Below are 15,076 nucleotides of genomic sequence, written 5' to 3' on the forward strand. Positions count from 1 at the left end.
TAAAAAAGCCAGCTTGCGCTGGCCTTAAAGTAACAGTGTAAACGTCGCGTCAGGCAGACTTATTCAGGGCCGCCAGGCTCAGCCACGTTTCCACGACGGTATCCGGGTTAAGTGACAAACTGTCGATGCCCTGCTCCATCAACCAGGCCGCAAAATCCTGATGATCCGAAGGCCCTTGTCCACAGATACCGACGTATTTACCCTGTTTTTTCGCCGCCTTGATCGCCATGGACAGTAAGGCTTTCACCGCCTCATTGCGTTCATCAAACAGGGCAGACACGACGCCGGAATCACGATCGAGCCCCAGCGCCAGCTGCGTCATGTCGTTCGAGCCAATGGAGAAGCCGTCAAAGTGCTGTAAAAACTGCTCCGCCAGCAGAGCATTTGACGGGATTTCACACATCATAATGACCTTCAGTCCGTTCTCACCCCGCTTCAGGCCCTGGCGACCTAACTCTTCGACCACCGCCTGCGCCTGGTCCACCGTACGTACAAACGGCACCATGATCTCGACATTGGTCAGTCCCATGTCATTTCGCACCCGCTTCACCGCTTCACACTCAAGCGCAAAACAGTCGCGGAAGCTTTCTGACACGTAACGGCCAGCGCCGCGGAAGCCCAGCATGGGGTTCTCTTCTTCCGGTTCGTACCGTTCCCCGCCGACCAGATTGGCGTATTCATTGGTTTTGAAGTCGGACAATCGCACAATCACCCGTTTGGGTGCGAATGCCGCGCCCAGGGTCGCGATACCTTCAGTCAGGCGCGCAATATAGAACTCGACGGGATCGTCAAAGCCTTTCATCAGCTGACGGATGTGTTGCTGCAACGCCGGCGGTTGTTGGTCAAACTCAAGCAGCGCTTTAGGATGCACACCGATCATGCGGTTGATGATGAACTCCAGGCGCGCCAGCCCAACCCCTTCATTGGGTAAGCAGGCAAAATCAAAGGCGCGATCCGGGTTACCCACGTTCATCATCACCTTCAGCGGCAGGTCCGGCATGGTATCGACCTGCGAACTGGTCACGTCAAAATCGAGCAGTTCGTCGTAAACATAGCCGGTATCGCCTTCCGCACAGGACACGGTCACGGTATGACCTTCTTTCAGGCGCTCGGTGGCATCGCCGCACCCGACCACCGCCGGAATCCCCAATTCACGCGCTATAATCGCGGCATGACAGGTACGCCCCCCGCGATTGGTGACAATAGCGGAGGCCTTTTTCATGATCGGTTCCCAGTCAGGATCGGTCATATCGGTCACCAGCACGTCACCTTTTTCGATACGGTTCATTTCGCTGATGTCATGAATCACCTTAACCGGCCCGGCACCAATGCGATGGCCAATTGCACGGCCTTCAATGACCACATTTCCCTGGCCTTGCAGGGTGTAACGCTCCATCACCTGACCATTTGAGCGCACGGTTTCCGGTCGCGCCTGCACGATGAACAGCTTGCCGGTATGCCCGTCTTTTGCCCACTCAATATCCATCGGGCGCTTATAGTGCTGCTCGATCAGTACCGCCTGCTGTGCCAGCGCCTGAACTTCGCTGTCGTTCAGGCAGAAGCGGTCGCGTTCCGTTTCCGGCACATCCTCGATTCGCACCTGCTCGCCGTGCTCACGTGAATCGGCATACACCATCCGCACTTTTTTCGAGCCCATGTTGCGGCGCACGATTGCCGGACGCTTCGCGGCCAGTGTGGGTTTATGCACGTAAAACTCATCCGGGTTGACAGCGCCCTGCACCACCATTTCGCCCAGACCCAGCGCCGCCGTGATAAACACCACCTGATCGAAGCCAGATTCCGTATCAATGGTAAACATCACGCCTGATGCGGCCAGATCGGAACGGACCATACGCTGTATGCCTGCCGACAGGGCAACACCCCGGTGATCGTAGCCCTGATGAACACGGTAAGAGATGGCACGATCGTTAAACAGGGATGCGTAAACATGTTTCACCGCTACCATCACAGCTTCGATGCCCTGCACGTTCAGAAAGGTTTCCTGTTGTCCGGCAAAGGAAGCATCGGGCATATCTTCTGCGGTGGCCGAGGAGCGTACGGCAAAAGAGGCCTCGGCATCGTCTGCTGAGAGCTGTTCGTAGGCCGACAAAATGGCGGCTTCAAGTTCAGGCTGGAAGGGCGTTTCGACGACCCACTGACGAATCTGCTTACCTGCTTTCGCCAGTTGATCAACATCATCAATATTGGTGTCATCCAGCAATGCATAAATACGCTGGTTCAGACCGCTCTGCTCAAGAAACTGATTAAAGGCCCAGGAGGTGGTCGCGAAACCATTGGGTACCGAAACCCCCAGAGAGGACAAATTGGTAATCATCTCACCCAGAGACGCATTTTTGCCTCCTACCCGATCAACATCATGCATGCCAAGCTGGTTGTACCAGAGTACTAACGGCTGTTCGCCTTTATTGGACATTGAACTGATCCTTTATTAATGAATGGGCACATGGAAAATCCTGCTATTAACACAATCAGCCTGGCATAACGTTTTGGCAAACACGATCTGTTGAATCGTTAAAGCAGATTCTGCACGGCAGTTTCAGACTATAACCCGCTTTTTTAAGACGTTGCGCAAAGGATTGTTTTTATCACAACCCACTCATTTAAAAGTGTTTTTCATTTCAGTGCCGCCTGAAGCGTCGTTTTTGTTGCGCAACAAGGCGGGTGGAAAAGGCAGCTTCAGGCGCGATTTTCATGGCAAATCTGTGGCGGAGAAAAGGAATATTTTCTGTCGGTTATGCTAAAACTGTACGACAAATGGTTAAGCCAGACTTCACATGCCCCCGCGGGGATTCGCGCGCCTGAACTTAACCCTGCTCCGTCTTTTCACGACTTCCTTGCACGAGGCATGCTCCATGACCACCGACAGAAGCGTTTTTTATATCTCCGACGGCACTGCGATTACCGCCGAAGTGTTAGGCCACGCGGTGCTATCGCAGTTTCCCGTTAACACCAACAGTGTCACCCTGCCGTTTGTTGAGAATGTTCAGCGCGCGCAGGCGGTTAAAGCGCAGATCAATGCCCTTTTTCAGCAAAGCGGCGTGCGTCCACTGGTCTTTTTTTCTATCGTCACGCCGGAAGTGCGCGACATCATTCTGCAAAGTGACGGGTTTTGTCAGGACATTGTTCAGGCACTGGTCGCTCCGCTTCAGCAGGAGCTTGGTCTCGCACCGGCTCCGGTCGCACACCGAACGCACGGACTGGATGCCAGCAATCTGGGCAAATACGATGCGCGTATTGCGGCGATCGATTACACCCTGGCACATGATGACGGCATTTCACTGCGCGGCCTGGAAGACGCGCAGGTCATTCTGTTAGGCGTTTCCCGTTGTGGTAAAACCCCCACCAGCCTCTATCTGGCGATGCAGTTTGGTATTCGTGCCGCGAACTATCCGTTTATTGCCGATGATATGGATAACCTGAAACTGCCGCCCGCTCTGCGCCAGCATCAGCATAAACTGTTTGGCCTGACAATTGACCCGGAACGCCTGGCGGCCATACGTCAGGAACGCGCGGAAAATACCCGCTATGCTTCCCTGCGTCAGTGTCGACTGGAGGTGGGCGAAGTGGAAGCGCTGTTCCGTACCCACCAGATTCGCTATCTCAACAGTACCAACTATTCCGTGGAAGAGATCGCCACCAAGATCCTCGATATTATGGGCCTGACGCGCCGCATGTACTGATCCGCCGCCGGCAGCGCCCTGTAACGTGGCGCTGCCGTAATTTTGCCTGTCATTGTCACGTTGGTGCTTGAATTCACAAGCTAATGGTTTATTGTGACCCTCATCACTTCCCGGTATTCCACCGCTGCGAAGAACACATTTAGAGAACACCATGAATAAAACTGACGAACTGCGCACGGCGCGCATTGGCAGCCTGATCTCTCCTGCCAGTCTGGCAGCTGAATATCCGCTTTCCTCCGCCATGGCCGATAATATCACCGCAGCACGCAAGCGCATTGCGCGCATCCTCACGGGCGACGATCCCCGTCTGCTGGTCGTGATTGGTCCCTGCTCCCTGCATGACCCGGTGGCGGCTTTAGACTATGCCCGGCGTTTAAATGCGCTGCGCGAGCAGTATCAGGACCGGCTGGAAATCGTGATGCGGGCCTATTTTGAAAAGCCACGTACGGTGGTCGGCTGGAAAGGCCTGATCTCCGATCCGGATCTGGACGGTAGCTTTGATGTGAACCGCGGCATCGGCATTGCCCGTAAGCTACTGATTGATATCAACGCCCTCGGCTTACCCACAGCAACGGAATTTCTGGATATGGTGATCGGGCAGTTTATTGCCGATCTGATCAGCTGGGGGGCCATTGGAGCCCGCACCACTGAAAGCCAGATCCATCGTGAAATGGCCTCTGCGCTCTCCTGTCCTGTCGGCTTCAAAAACGGCACCGATGGCAATGTGCGTATTGCGGTGGATGCCATTCGCGCTGCCCGAACCAGCCATATGTTCCTGTCGCCGGATAAACAGGGGCAGATGACCATTTACCAGACCAGCGGCAACCCGCACGGCCATGTGATTTTACGTGGCGGTAAACAGCCCAATTATCATGCCGCCGATGTCGCCGAGGCGACTGCCTGCCTGAATGAATTCGGCTTAGCGCCACAGCTGGTGATTGATTTCAGCCACGGCAACTGCCTGAAACAGCATCGTCGTCAGCGCGACGTTGCTGCTGATGTGGCTGAACAGATCAAAGGAGGTTCACGCGCGGTAGCGGGCGTGATGATCGAAAGTTTTATCGAAGAAGGCAATCAGAAAGTAGTGAGCGGTGAGCCCCTGACGTACGGTCAGTCCATCACCGATCCCTGCCTCAACTGGCAAGACAGCGAAGCTGTACTGGCCCTGTTAGCTGAGGCAGTTACTCACCGTTTATAACTTAGCTGGAACAACTGACTTCCAGTGATTTGCCCCAGTCCGGCGGCCGTTGACGATACTCAGCGGCCGTCGCGTCACTGAAGGGCTGCTGAAGCGCCTGATGTAAACGGGCCAGCGCCCCGCTCTCACCCTGCTCCGCCGCCTCGATCGCCTGCTGTGCCAGATAATTTCGCAAGACCAGCGCCGGATTGGCCGCTTTCATCACCTGCTGGCGCGTCGCATCGCTGACCTGCTCCTGCAACAAACGGGTGCGGTAATCCTGATACCAGCGATCAAAGGCAGCGCGATCGATAAATTCATCCCGTAACGGCGATCGCTGTTCTGACTGCTGCGTTTCACTGAGCAGGCGGAACGTCAGCGTATAATCGCGCCGTTCCTGACTCATTAAGCTGAGCAGATCGGTCAGAATCGCGTTATCCCCTGCCTCTTCGGTCAGAAAGCCCAGTTTCGCCCGCATCCGCTGGCCCCAGACGCGCATCAGTTCGTTTTCATAACCGCTCAGCGCCTGCTTTAGCTGCTCTGTACTGAGTAATCCTGAGAGGGCATGCGCCAGACGATTAAGGTTCCACAGACCGATCATCGGCTGATTCTCGAAGCTGTAGCGCCCCTGGTAATCACTGTGATTACAGATAAAGTCCGGCTGATAGTCATCCAGAAAACCGTAAGGGCCGTAATCCAGCGTCAGGCCAAGGATCGACATGTTGTCGGTATTCATCACACCATGCGCAAAGCCCACGCTCTGCCACTGCGCAATCAGGCGTGCTGTGCGCAGGACGATATCGGCGAACCACAGATAATAACGGTCGGCGTCCTCCGTCAGATGCGGCCAGTGATGACGAATGGCATACTCCGCCAGCTGTTTGACCTTGTCAGGCTGCTGGCTGTAAAAGAAGTGTTCGAAATGGCCAAAGCGCAGATGACTCGGCGCGATCCGCATCAGCATTGCACCGCGCTCAGCGGTTTCACGGTAAACCGGCTCATCGCTGATGGCTATCGTTAACGCGCGCGTGGTCGGGATACCCAGATGGTGCAGCGCCTCCGAGGCCAGAAACTCACGCACCGTCGAGCGCACCACAGCACGACCATCGCCCATGCGAGAATACGGCGTCAGCCCTGCGCCTTTTAAATGCCAGTCGAGACGGCTGCCGTCTTGCTGGCGCTGCTCACCCAGCAGAATGCCGCGCCCGTCACCCAGCTGACCTGCCCAGACGCCGAACTGATGGCCACTGTATACCTGCGCCAACGGTTGCATACCCGGCAACAGTGACGCACCGTACCAGACACCGTGCCCCTGCCCGGTAAACAGATCGCTCTCCAACGCCATTTCGTGCGCCAGCGGACCGTTGTGATATAACAGTCTGCCACCGGCAAGCGGGGTGGGATGTAAGGCGGTATAAGTACCCGAAAGCTCTCGAAACCAGCTGTTGTCAAAGACCATGTCTACTCCCAAACGACACCGGGTATCGTATGATAAAACCCACAGTGTAGCGTTGATAGCCGGGATTAAACAGGCGACAGTCGTGCAAATATCAGGGAGAGTGCAGGAATTGCTCGGAGTAGATCAAGGACTCAAACGCATCAGATTTCACCACCGGGAACAAGGCACCCTGCAGATGCACATTACTTAGATGGCTAACTTTATCCAGTAAAATTTCGTCATCTACGCCACAAATAATCATCCGATCGCAATGGCTACGGAAATTATCAATGATGCTTTGCATAAATGGTAAAAAAGAAGCACGTTTAGCAAGCGACTGAATAAAGTGTTTGTCCAGCCTGATACAGCTAAACAGATTATCGTAAACGGCAGTCGTCGACGATTTCCCCGCGCCAAAATGCGACAGAGACAATTTAAACTCACCATATAACGCCGCGAGAAGCGGATTATTTTTTCCCAAATGGAGCGAGAGAAACGTTTCGCTGATATCCAACCTTAAAAAGGGCAGTTGTTTTATTTTACGCGTCAGAAACTCACTTTCGAGCAGGGTGCTTGCCATGCCCTCGTCTGTGGGCATAAAGGCCAGCAGATTGTGCGTTTCGAAAAAGGTCTGATGCTTTTCCAGTAACGAAACCTGCCGCTGCAGCAGGCGCAGGCGCTGTGTCTCATCAAGCTGCGGCAACAGAACATCCTGCGGCAACGTGATAGGCGCACTTTCGTGGACGAACTGGGTAGCCAGCTCAATAGCGGTTAAGTGCCCTTCCTGGGAACAGGCGGCATAAAACCAAATTTCCGACTCATAGTCGGCCGACAGATGAATTTTCATTTTACAGCCAGTATATGTGGCGATAGTGCATCGTATATGATTAAAAACTTACTGGCAATAGTAGCAAAGGACTGATGAGATAGATATTTTTAGGCCATTACTGGCTTTAGTTTTAAGAAAATAAACTTTAAGCCAAATAATTTTTGGGACAATTCTGTAAAGTATGAAAAAGATTCCCGCTCCCAATGTTATAAATAAAATGAGTTGGTTAAAGCCAAATTAGGAATATTTTTTAGATCCGGTCATTTTCTGAATTAATCCGCACTAACCGGGCGGGCTTAGGTTGACAAATTATATGCGTCGCGCCTGCCAAAACACTTTCCGCCAGTAGACATTATCCAGCGAGGACCGAATGACGCCCTGACTGGTTGAAGCATGGATGAAGGCGTTATCCGTGTCGTAAATGCCCACATGTAAGCCATTTTCGCCACTGCCGGTCCTGAAGAACACCAGGTCGCCGGGCAGAAGGTCCTCTTTGCTGATGCGCGTGCCGATATCACTCTGGGCGGCGGTACTGCGTGGGAGCTGCAAATCAAACTTATCCCGAAATGTCAGATAGACAAAACCCGAGCAGTCAACGCCCTTGCGGCTCATGCCACCATAGCGATACGGTGTTCCCCGCCAGCTCCCCAGTTGATCGTTGAGCTGCGCGATAACAGTAATGGAGTCAGAGAGGCGACCATTGACGGGCGGTGCACGATGGCTACAGCCCACCAACAGTAACACCACGAACAGCAACCCCATGCGCATCACAGCTCATCCTTAATCAGTTATAACGGGGTAAATGTAGCGGCAAAGCCCGCTGCGTGGCAAGTCTCAGGGTAAAACCGTTAGCAGCGGACGGCCTTCCAGGGTGAGTTGTCGGAAAGGGATACCGTAGAGTGGCGTGAGCTGTTCCGGACGCAGGATTTCACAGGGTTTGCCCTGTGCCACAACCGCGCCCTGATGCAACAGCCAGACCCGATCGGCATGCCACAGGCTGTGGTTAAGGTCATGGCTGCTGGCAATCACACAAACCCCTGCACGACAGAGTTCCTGAATCAGATTATCGACAGCGTGTTGCTGCGCCACATCCAGCGCCGTCATGGGTTCGTCAAGAATCAGCAGTTTACCGTCCGCATTAATCTGCGGATCGATTTGTGCCATGACCGCACAGAGCCGGACGCGCTGCCATTCGCCCCCGGAAAGCTGATTCAGCGGTCGGGAGAGTTTTTCTGTCAACTGCAGCCGGGCGAGTAAGCTCATTAACCGCGCATCATTGTGTGGCCCTGAAGACGCCAGATGCAGACGAAGATAGTGATAAACCGGCATCATGCCGGGTGGCAGCTGCTGTTGAGGCAGCCAGCCGCGCACCCGGGCCAGCGCCGGTCCGGGCCAGTCAGCCAGCGCTTTATCCTGTAAAGTCATCTGACCGGTTATCGGCTCCAGACCGGCCAGCGCGGACAACAAGGTGCTTTTGCCCGCGCCATTCGGCCCCACCAGATGGATCAGATGCCCGGCATGAAGCGCACCGCTCACCGGTTGCAGCCGTCCGGCAACGGCGACCGCTTGCAGGCTGAGTAACACCTATTTCGCCAGCGCGACCTTAATCGTTTCCAGAATAATCGGGTCTTCTGGCGACATATCGGGCGAGAAACGCTGGATCACGCTGCCGTCACGTCCAATCAGGAATTTTTCAAAATTCCACAAAATATCCCCTGGCGCTTTTGGTGCCCGGCCTTTACTGACCATACGCTCATAAAAGCCACTTTCTTCCGGCCGAACGGCATCCGGTTTTGCGGCCACCAGCTGCGCATAAAGCGGATGACGATGTTCACCATTCACCTCACATTTTTCGAACAGAGGGAAGGTCACACCGTAGGTGGTGCTGCAAAACGTCTTGATTTCTTCGCTGGTGCCGGGTTCCTGCTCCAGGAACTGATTGCACGGAAAACCCAGTACACTGAAGCCCTGGTCATGCCAGGCTTCATGGATATTTTCCAGGGCTTCGTATTGCGGCGTTAAACCACATTTCGAGGCCACGTTCACCACCAGCAGGACGTTGCCCTGCCAGGCAGACAGCGTGGTTTTCTCACCATCCAGCGTAACCAGTTCAGTTTGATAAATGCTCATACGGGGTTCCTGTGGTTAAGACTTGTTTGTCAGCGCAGGCTGACGTGTCGATTTGACTAACAGAACGATAAACAATGGCGCACCCAGCGTGGCCGTGACCACGCCAACAGGCAACTCAGCCGAGGCCAGTGCCAGACGGGCAATAATATCTGCCCCCAGCAGTACGCTGGCCCCTGCCAGCGCGGAGGCCGGCAGCAACGCACGATGATCGTGCAATCCCACCAGGCGTAACAGATGAGGAATGACCAGCCCGACAAATCCTATCGCCCCGGCCAGCGCAACGCTTACCCCGACCAGCCAGCCCATGGCCAGCACCAGCAGATTACGCCAGCAGACCAGAGACAGTCCCAACTGGCGCGCGGAGGTCTCACCGAGGGCCAACAGATTGAGCGCGCGGGCCGCCGTCATGCTGGCCAGAATCACCGGCAATAACGCCAGCATCATCCAGCCATAACGCCAGTCGATGCCGCTGAATCCGCCCATCATCCAGTACATCAGTTGGCGCAAATCGAGACTGCTGCTGAAATACACCGCCCAGGTCATCATCGCGCTGCAAATCATGCCCAGCGCTACGCCGGTGAGCAACAAACGGCTGACGGATAAATGGCGGTGGGCAAAGTGCAGCAGAATCAGCGTAATCACCAACGCGCCCGCTATCGCCGAAAGCGAGAGGCTCCATAATGCGCCGCCGCTGAACAGCACGCCCGCCACCAGGCCAATGCCTGCCCCGCTGGACACCCCCAGCAGGCCGGGCTCGGCCAGCGGATTGGTAAACAGCGCCTGCATCATCACCCCGCTCAACGCCAGCGCCGCCCCCACCAGCATCACCGCGACGGTACGGGGTAAACGTAACTGGCCGACAAACAGCCTGCCGCTCTCACTCCACCAGGCGGCAGGCCCTATCCAGCGCTCGCCTGCACACAGGCTGACCGTAAAAAGCGCCAGTAGCAGCAGACTCAGGCCCACCAGCCATTTTTGATTTTGCCGTGTGCTGTGCCGTACAAGTTGTTCAAGCTGGGACATAAGCGGAATTGATCTGGGTAACAGGGAATTGATTGTAAAAGGATTGCGAAAAAAAGAAATGAAAAAGGCCGCTTGCGCGGCCTTTTTAAAACACTGGGATCAGTCACTGTCTTTGGGTGTGGCGTTCTCAACGCGACTTTTAAGCTTCTGCCCTGGACGGAAGGTGACTACGCGACGTGCAGTAATCGGAATATCCTCTCCCGTTTTTGGGTTTCTGCCCGGACGTTGGTTTTTGTCACGCAGATCAAAATTACCAAACCCCGACAGTTTAACCTGTTCTCCATTTTCCAAAGCGCGGCGAACCTCTTCGAAAAACAGCTCCACTAACTCTTTTGCATCACGTTTGCTCAGCCCGAGTTTCTCAAACAGGTATTCTGACATCTCAGCTTTTGTAAGCGCCATAGGTTCAATCCCTCAAGGTTGCCTGGAATCGCTCTTTTAATGCCGCAACGCATTTGGCAACCGTCGCGGCAATCTCCTCTTCTTCGAGTGTCCGGCTGGTATCCTGCAAAATCAGGCTGATTGCGAGGCTCTTATAGCCCTCGGAAACACCCTTACCTCGGTACACGTCAAACAAGTTTACGCCAACTACCTGATTTACGCCAACTTTCTTACACTCTGCGATGATATCTGCTGCGGGCACGTTTTCCGCCACAACAACGGCGATATCTCGGCGGTTTGCCGGGAAGCGCGAAATCTCTTGCGCATCAGGCAGGACGCGGTCTGCGACCTTATTCCAAAGCAGTTCAAAGACTAAGGTGCGACCGTTGAGATCCAGCTTACGTTCAAGTTCGGGATGAACCACTCCGATAAATCCGATTCGTTCATCATGCAAATAAATTGCCGCACTTTGTCCCGGATGTAACGCCGGATTTGCTTCTGCACGGAAAGTGATGGCGTCGAGCTTACCGGTTAAATCCAGTAATGACTCTAAATCGCCTTTCAAATCATAGAAGTCAACCGCCTGGCGCGCCAGATCCCAGTGCTCTTCGAAGCGATTGCCACTCAGTACGCCGGCCAGCATCAAATCCTGACGGATACCTAAATCTGCCTGTGTATCAGGCACAAAACGCAGGCCGCTCTCAAACAGGCGCACGCGGCTCTGCTGACGATTCTGGTTATAGACCACGGCGCTCAGCAAACCGGTCCACAGCGACAGACGCATGGTGGACATATCGCTGGAAATCGGGCTTGGCAGCAGCAATGCCTCTTCGCCGGGATGCAGCAACTGCTGGACTTTTGGATCCACGAAGCTGTAGGTAATGGCCTCCTGATAGCCTTTATCCACCAGCAGCATCTTCGCGCGTTTCAGCGACAGGTTGGCTTCACGGTGCTTCGTCATCACCAGCCCGGCCTGCACCGGCACGTTGGGGATATTGTTGTAACCGTAGATGCGCGCAATCTCTTCCACCAGGTCTTCTTCGATAGCCATATCGAAGCGCCAGGTCGGTGCGACCGCCTGCCATTCCTGATTGCCTACGTTCACCTGACAACCGAGGCGGGTCAGAATGTCGGTCACCTGGGCATCGCTGACCACATGACCGATTAAGCGATCCAGCTTCTCACGACGTAAGGTGATGGTGGCAGGCACCGGCAACGCGGCCTCTACCGTCTGATCGATAACCGGACCGGCTTCGCCGCCACAGATGCTCAGCAGCAGCTGCGTCGCCCGCGCCATCGCCTTGTGCTGCAGCGCCGAATCCACACCACGCTCGTAACGATGTGAAGCATCCGTATGCAAACCATGACGACGCGCCCGGCCGGTAATCGCCAGCGGCTCAAACCAGGCGCATTCCAGTAAAATATTTTGCGTTTCGGTGTTTACGCCGGAATGCTCACCGCCAAAAATGCCGCCCATCGCCAGCGCTTTCTGGTGGTCAGCAATGACCAGCGTATCGCTGCTGAGTCTGGCTTCTGTACCGTCCAGCAGCGTGAGTGCTTCGCCCTCTTCTGCCATGCGCACCACGATCCCGCCGTCAAGACGATCCAGATCGAAGGCGTGCATCGGCTGACCCAGCTCCAGCAGCACGTAGTTGGTGATATCCACGACCGGATCGATAGAGCGAATACCGCAGCGGCGCAGTTTCTCTCTCATCCACAGCGGCGTTGCTGCGGCAACGTTCACGCCTTTGACCACCCGGCCTAAATAGCGAGGACAGGCATCGGTCGCGTCAACGCGAATCGGGAAGGTATCGGGAATCGTGGCAGTGACCGGCTCGATGGCGGGCGCATTCAGCGGCAGGCCGTTCAGGACCGCAACATCCCGAGCGATGCCCATGATGCCCAGACAGTCAGCGCGGTTAGGCGTCACGCTGATTTCGATGGTGTTGTCATCTAACTGCAGATAGTCACGGATATCGGTGCCCACAGGCGCATCGGCAGGCAGTTCAATAATGCCATTGTGATCATCGGAAATACCCAGCTCCGAGAACGAGCACAGCATGCCTTCCGAGGGTTCACCGCGCAGCTTTGCGGCTTTGATTTTGAAATCGCCCGGCAGAACGGCACCCACGGTGGCGACGGCTACTTTCAGGCCCTGACGACAGTTCGGCGCACCGCACACGATGTCCAGCAGACGATCGCCCCCGGTGTTGATTTTGGTCACACGCAGCTTGTCGGCATTCGGGTGTTGACCGCACTCTACGACCTCACCGACCACCACGCCATGAAACGCGCCAGCCACTGGCTCAACGCCATCCACTTCCAGACCCGCCATGGTGATTTGTTCTGACAGCGCTGCGCTGTCAAGGGCTGGATTTACCCATTCGCGTAACCAGAGTTCACTGAATTTCATTGGATAACCTGCCCTTACTTAAATTGTTTGAGGAAACGTAAATCATTTTCGAAGAATGCGCGTAAATCGGTCACGCCGTAACGCAGCATGGTCAGACGCTCCATGCCCATACCAAAGGCGAAGCCCGAGTAGACTTCCGGATCGATACCGACGTTGCGCAGCACGTTAGGATGCACCATGCCGCAGCCCAGCACTTCCAACCACTTGCCGTTTTTCCCCATCACATCCACTTCCGCAGACGGTTCGGTGAACGGGAAGTAAGACGGACGGAAACGGATCTGCAAATCTTCCTCAAAGAAGTTGTTCAGGAAATCGTGCAGCGTGCCTTTCAGGTTGGTGAAGTTGATGTTCTTATCGACGATCAGGCCTTCCATCTGGTGGAACATCGGCGTGTGCGTCTGATCGTAGTCGTTACGGTACACGCGGCCCGGGGCGATAATGCGCAGCGGCGGCTGCTGGTTTTTCATCGTGCGAATCTGTACGCCGGATGTCTGCGTACGCAGCAGACGAGTGGCATCGAACCAGAAGGTGTCGTGATCGGCACGTGCCGGGTGATGGCCGGGGATATTCAGCGCGTCAAAGTTATGGTAATCGTCTTCAATTTCCGGGCCGGTCACCACCGCGAAGCCCAGTTCACCAAAGAAGGTTTCGATGCGATCGATAGTACGGGTAACCGGATGCAGCCCACCGTTTTCGATACGGCGTCCCGGCAGCGAGACATCGATGGTTTCCGCCGCCAGACGGGCGTTGAGCGCCGCCGACTCCATCGCTTCTTTGCGGGCATTCAGACGATCTGTCACCTGCTGTTTGGCTTCGTTAATCACGGCACCGGCTGCTGGACGCTCTTCTGCTGGCAGCTCACGCAACGTGGTCATCTGCAAAGTCAGATGCCCTTTTTTCCCCAGATATTCGACGCGCACCGCGTCAAGGGCGGCGATATCGGTCGCCCCGTCGATGGCCGCCGTGGCGTTCGCCACCAGTTCTGCTAGTTGGGACATGTTTTCCTCTTTTTCCAGTCAGGCTGGTTAGTACTTGTTGGGACCTGCCGGTCCAATATGCCAGCGCCAAAAATAAAAAAGCCTCCACGTGGGAGGCTTTCAGCGCGATTTTTCGTTTCTTTTCTTATGCGCAAAAGCCCCTGATTGTCAGGCGCTAAAGTAAAAAAAGAAACGGAAAATAGCAGCATTCATGCTTGCGTTACCTTGTCGTGATACTCAACGGCACTATTGAAAAGCGCAGAGGCGAAAAAGTCAATCTTTTGCTCAGGTTACAGGTAATAAAAAAGGGAGCAAGCTCCCTTTTTCAACTGACTTACGCCAGAGCTGATTTCGCTTTTTCTACCAGTGCAGTGAATGCCACTTTGTCGAATACAGCGATGTCGGCCAGGATTTTACGGTCAATTTCAATGGCTGCTTTTTTCAGACCATTGATGAAACGGCTGTAAGACATACCGTTCTGACGCGCCGCTGCGTTGATACGCGCGATCCACAGCTGACGGAACTGACGCTTACGTTGACGACGGTCGCGGTAAGCATACTGACCAGCTTTGATAACAGCCTGGAAGGCAACGCGGTAAACACGTGAACGTGCACCGTAGTAACCTTTAGCTTGTTTTAAGATTTTTTTGTGACGTGCGCGAGCAACTACACCACGTTTTACACGAGCCATTTAGCTCTCCTGTTTAATATTCTGAATTAATTAAAAAAATTTACTTATGCGTACGGCAGGCAGGCAACAACCAGACCCAGATCGCCTTTAGACACCATGCCTTTCGGACGCAGGTGACGTTTACGCTTGGTAGATTTCTTAGTCAGAATATGACGCAGGTTCGCGTGTTTACGCTTAAAGCCGCCAGAAGCGGTCTTCTTGAAGCGCTTAGCCGCGCCACGTACAGTTTTAATCTTTGGCATTTTAAAAAATATCCACTTCGCATTGTTGATAACATGACCCAGACAGGCGAACAACAAACCGCACAACGCGAGCG

At 54.6% G+C, this 15,076-nt stretch carries 15 protein-coding genes and 1 other annotated feature; of the genes, 2 read left to right on the forward strand and 13 right to left on the reverse strand.

Features of this window, described 5'->3' with window-relative positions; all coding sequences use genetic code 11:
* Window positions 1-49: 49 nt before the first annotated feature.
* A complete protein-coding gene (gene ppsA / locus C7433_RS02975) occupies window positions 50-2,434 on the reverse strand; it encodes a phosphoenolpyruvate synthase (protein WP_033741141.1) in 2,385 nt (794 codons plus the stop codon).
* A 439-nt stretch (window positions 2,435-2,873) separates the two neighbouring features.
* Here ppsA and C7433_RS02980 point away from each other — a divergent pair, with 439 nt between their 5' ends.
* Window positions 2,874-3,701, forward strand: a complete 828-nt coding sequence (locus C7433_RS02980; protein ID WP_006118966.1) for a pyruvate, water dikinase regulatory protein — start codon at window positions 2,874-2,876, stop codon at window positions 3,699-3,701.
* A gap of 151 nt (window positions 3,702-3,852) precedes the next feature.
* On the forward strand, window positions 3,853-4,899 hold the full coding sequence (locus C7433_RS02985; RefSeq protein WP_058701728.1) for a 3-deoxy-7-phosphoheptulonate synthase: 1,047 nt from the start codon (window positions 3,853-3,855) through the stop codon (window positions 4,897-4,899).
* 1 nt (window position 4,900) lies between these two features.
* On the opposite strand, the gene C7433_RS02990 is transcribed toward C7433_RS02985, so the two are convergent.
* From C7433_RS02990 to rpmI, 12 genes are all read right to left on the reverse strand, one after another.
* The gene (locus C7433_RS02990) at window positions 4,901-6,337 is read right to left on the reverse strand and encodes a protein adenylyltransferase SelO (protein WP_110267584.1); all 1,437 of its coding nucleotides are present in this window, start codon (window positions 6,335-6,337) and stop codon (window positions 4,901-4,903) included.
* Window positions 6,338-6,428: 91 nt separating this feature from the next.
* Window positions 6,429-7,163 carry an EAL domain-containing protein gene (locus C7433_RS02995; protein ID WP_006118964.1) on the reverse strand — a complete coding sequence of 245 codons (735 nt, stop codon included), beginning with the start codon at window positions 7,161-7,163 and terminating at the stop codon, window positions 6,429-6,431.
* A gap of 291 nt (window positions 7,164-7,454) precedes the next feature.
* Window positions 7,455-7,913, reverse strand: coding sequence for an NlpC/P60 family protein (locus C7433_RS03000; protein WP_033741136.1), 459 nt, complete (start codon window positions 7,911-7,913; stop codon window positions 7,455-7,457).
* 66 nt (window positions 7,914-7,979) lie between these two features.
* Window positions 7,980-8,729: a vitamin B12 ABC transporter ATP-binding protein BtuD gene (gene btuD / locus C7433_RS03005; RefSeq protein ID WP_058701725.1), complete on the reverse strand. Its 750-nt coding sequence runs from the start codon at window positions 8,727-8,729 to the stop codon at window positions 7,980-7,982.
* Complete coding sequence (locus C7433_RS03010; RefSeq protein WP_039340642.1) at window positions 8,730-9,275, reverse strand: glutathione peroxidase; 546 nt, start codon at window positions 9,273-9,275, stop codon at window positions 8,730-8,732.
* Window positions 9,276-9,290: 15 nt separating this feature from the next.
* The gene (gene btuC, locus C7433_RS03015) at window positions 9,291-10,298 is read right to left on the reverse strand and encodes a vitamin B12 ABC transporter permease BtuC (RefSeq protein ID WP_110267585.1); all 1,008 of its coding nucleotides are present in this window, start codon (window positions 10,296-10,298) and stop codon (window positions 9,291-9,293) included.
* Window positions 10,299-10,397: 99 nt separating this feature from the next.
* Complete coding sequence (ihfA, locus tag C7433_RS03020; RefSeq protein WP_006118960.1) at window positions 10,398-10,700, reverse strand: integration host factor subunit alpha; 303 nt, start codon at window positions 10,698-10,700, stop codon at window positions 10,398-10,400.
* A gap of 4 nt (window positions 10,701-10,704) precedes the next feature.
* Complete coding sequence (gene pheT / locus C7433_RS03025; protein WP_058708702.1) at window positions 10,705-13,092, reverse strand: phenylalanine--tRNA ligase subunit beta; 2,388 nt, start codon at window positions 13,090-13,092, stop codon at window positions 10,705-10,707.
* A 14-nt stretch (window positions 13,093-13,106) separates the two neighbouring features.
* A complete protein-coding gene (gene pheS, locus C7433_RS03030) occupies window positions 13,107-14,090 on the reverse strand; it encodes a phenylalanine--tRNA ligase subunit alpha (RefSeq protein ID WP_033741123.1) in 984 nt (327 codons plus the stop codon).
* A gap of 71 nt (window positions 14,091-14,161) precedes the next feature.
* Window positions 14,162-14,287: a sequence feature (Phe leader region), on the reverse strand.
* A complete protein-coding gene (gene pheM, locus C7433_RS23625) occupies window positions 14,238-14,282 on the reverse strand; it encodes a pheST operon leader peptide PheM (RefSeq protein ID WP_106120997.1) in 45 nt (14 codons plus the stop codon). (Overlaps the previous feature by 45 nt.)
* Window positions 14,288-14,403: 116 nt before the next feature.
* A complete protein-coding gene (rplT, locus tag C7433_RS03035; RefSeq protein ID WP_006118956.1) occupies window positions 14,404-14,760 on the reverse strand; it encodes a 50S ribosomal protein L20 in 357 nt (118 codons plus the stop codon).
* A 44-nt stretch (window positions 14,761-14,804) separates the two neighbouring features.
* Entirely contained in the window at window positions 14,805-15,002 is a 198-nt protein-coding gene (gene rpmI, locus C7433_RS03040; RefSeq protein WP_006118955.1) for a 50S ribosomal protein L35, read from the reverse strand.
* Window positions 15,003-15,076 lie beyond the last annotated feature (74 nt).

The organism is Pantoea sp. PNA 03-3 (genome assembly GCF_003201175.1).
GTDB lineage: Bacteria > Pseudomonadota > Gammaproteobacteria > Enterobacterales > Enterobacteriaceae > Pantoea > Pantoea stewartii.

What these genes read in the sequence shown, in the direction of transcription:
- pheS (WP_033741123.1), bottom strand. Translation starts at nt 14,090, where the DNA reads ATGTCCCAACTAGCAGAACTGGTGGCGAACGCCACGGCGGCCATCGAC.
- ihfA (WP_006118960.1), bottom strand. Translation starts at nt 10,700, where the DNA reads ATGGCGCTTACAAAAGCTGAGATGTCAGAATACCTGTTTGAGAAACTC.
- ppsA (WP_033741141.1), bottom strand. Translation starts at nt 2,434, where the DNA reads ATGTCCAATAAAGGCGAACAGCCGTTAGTACTCTGGTACAACCAGCTT.
- C7433_RS02995 (WP_006118964.1), bottom strand. Translation starts at nt 7,163, where the DNA reads ATGAAAATTCATCTGTCGGCCGACTATGAGTCGGAAATTTGGTTTTAT.
- C7433_RS02990 (WP_110267584.1), bottom strand. Translation starts at nt 6,337, where the DNA reads ATGGTCTTTGACAACAGCTGGTTTCGAGAGCTTTCGGGTACTTATACC.
- C7433_RS03010 (WP_039340642.1), bottom strand. Translation starts at nt 9,275, where the DNA reads ATGAGCATTTATCAAACTGAACTGGTTACGCTGGATGGTGAGAAAACC.
- C7433_RS03000 (WP_033741136.1), bottom strand. Translation starts at nt 7,913, where the DNA reads ATGCGCATGGGGTTGCTGTTCGTGGTGTTACTGTTGGTGGGCTGTAGC.
- rpmI (WP_006118955.1), bottom strand. Translation starts at nt 15,002, where the DNA reads ATGCCAAAGATTAAAACTGTACGTGGCGCGGCTAAGCGCTTCAAGAAG.
- C7433_RS02985 (WP_058701728.1), top strand. Translation starts at nt 3,853, where the DNA reads ATGAATAAAACTGACGAACTGCGCACGGCGCGCATTGGCAGCCTGATC.
- C7433_RS02980 (WP_006118966.1), top strand. Translation starts at nt 2,874, where the DNA reads ATGACCACCGACAGAAGCGTTTTTTATATCTCCGACGGCACTGCGATT.
- rplT (WP_006118956.1), bottom strand. Translation starts at nt 14,760, where the DNA reads ATGGCTCGTGTAAAACGTGGTGTAGTTGCTCGCGCACGTCACAAAAAA.
- pheT (WP_058708702.1), bottom strand. Translation starts at nt 13,092, where the DNA reads ATGAAATTCAGTGAACTCTGGTTACGCGAATGGGTAAATCCAGCCCTT.
- btuC (WP_110267585.1), bottom strand. Translation starts at nt 10,298, where the DNA reads ATGTCCCAGCTTGAACAACTTGTACGGCACAGCACACGGCAAAATCAA.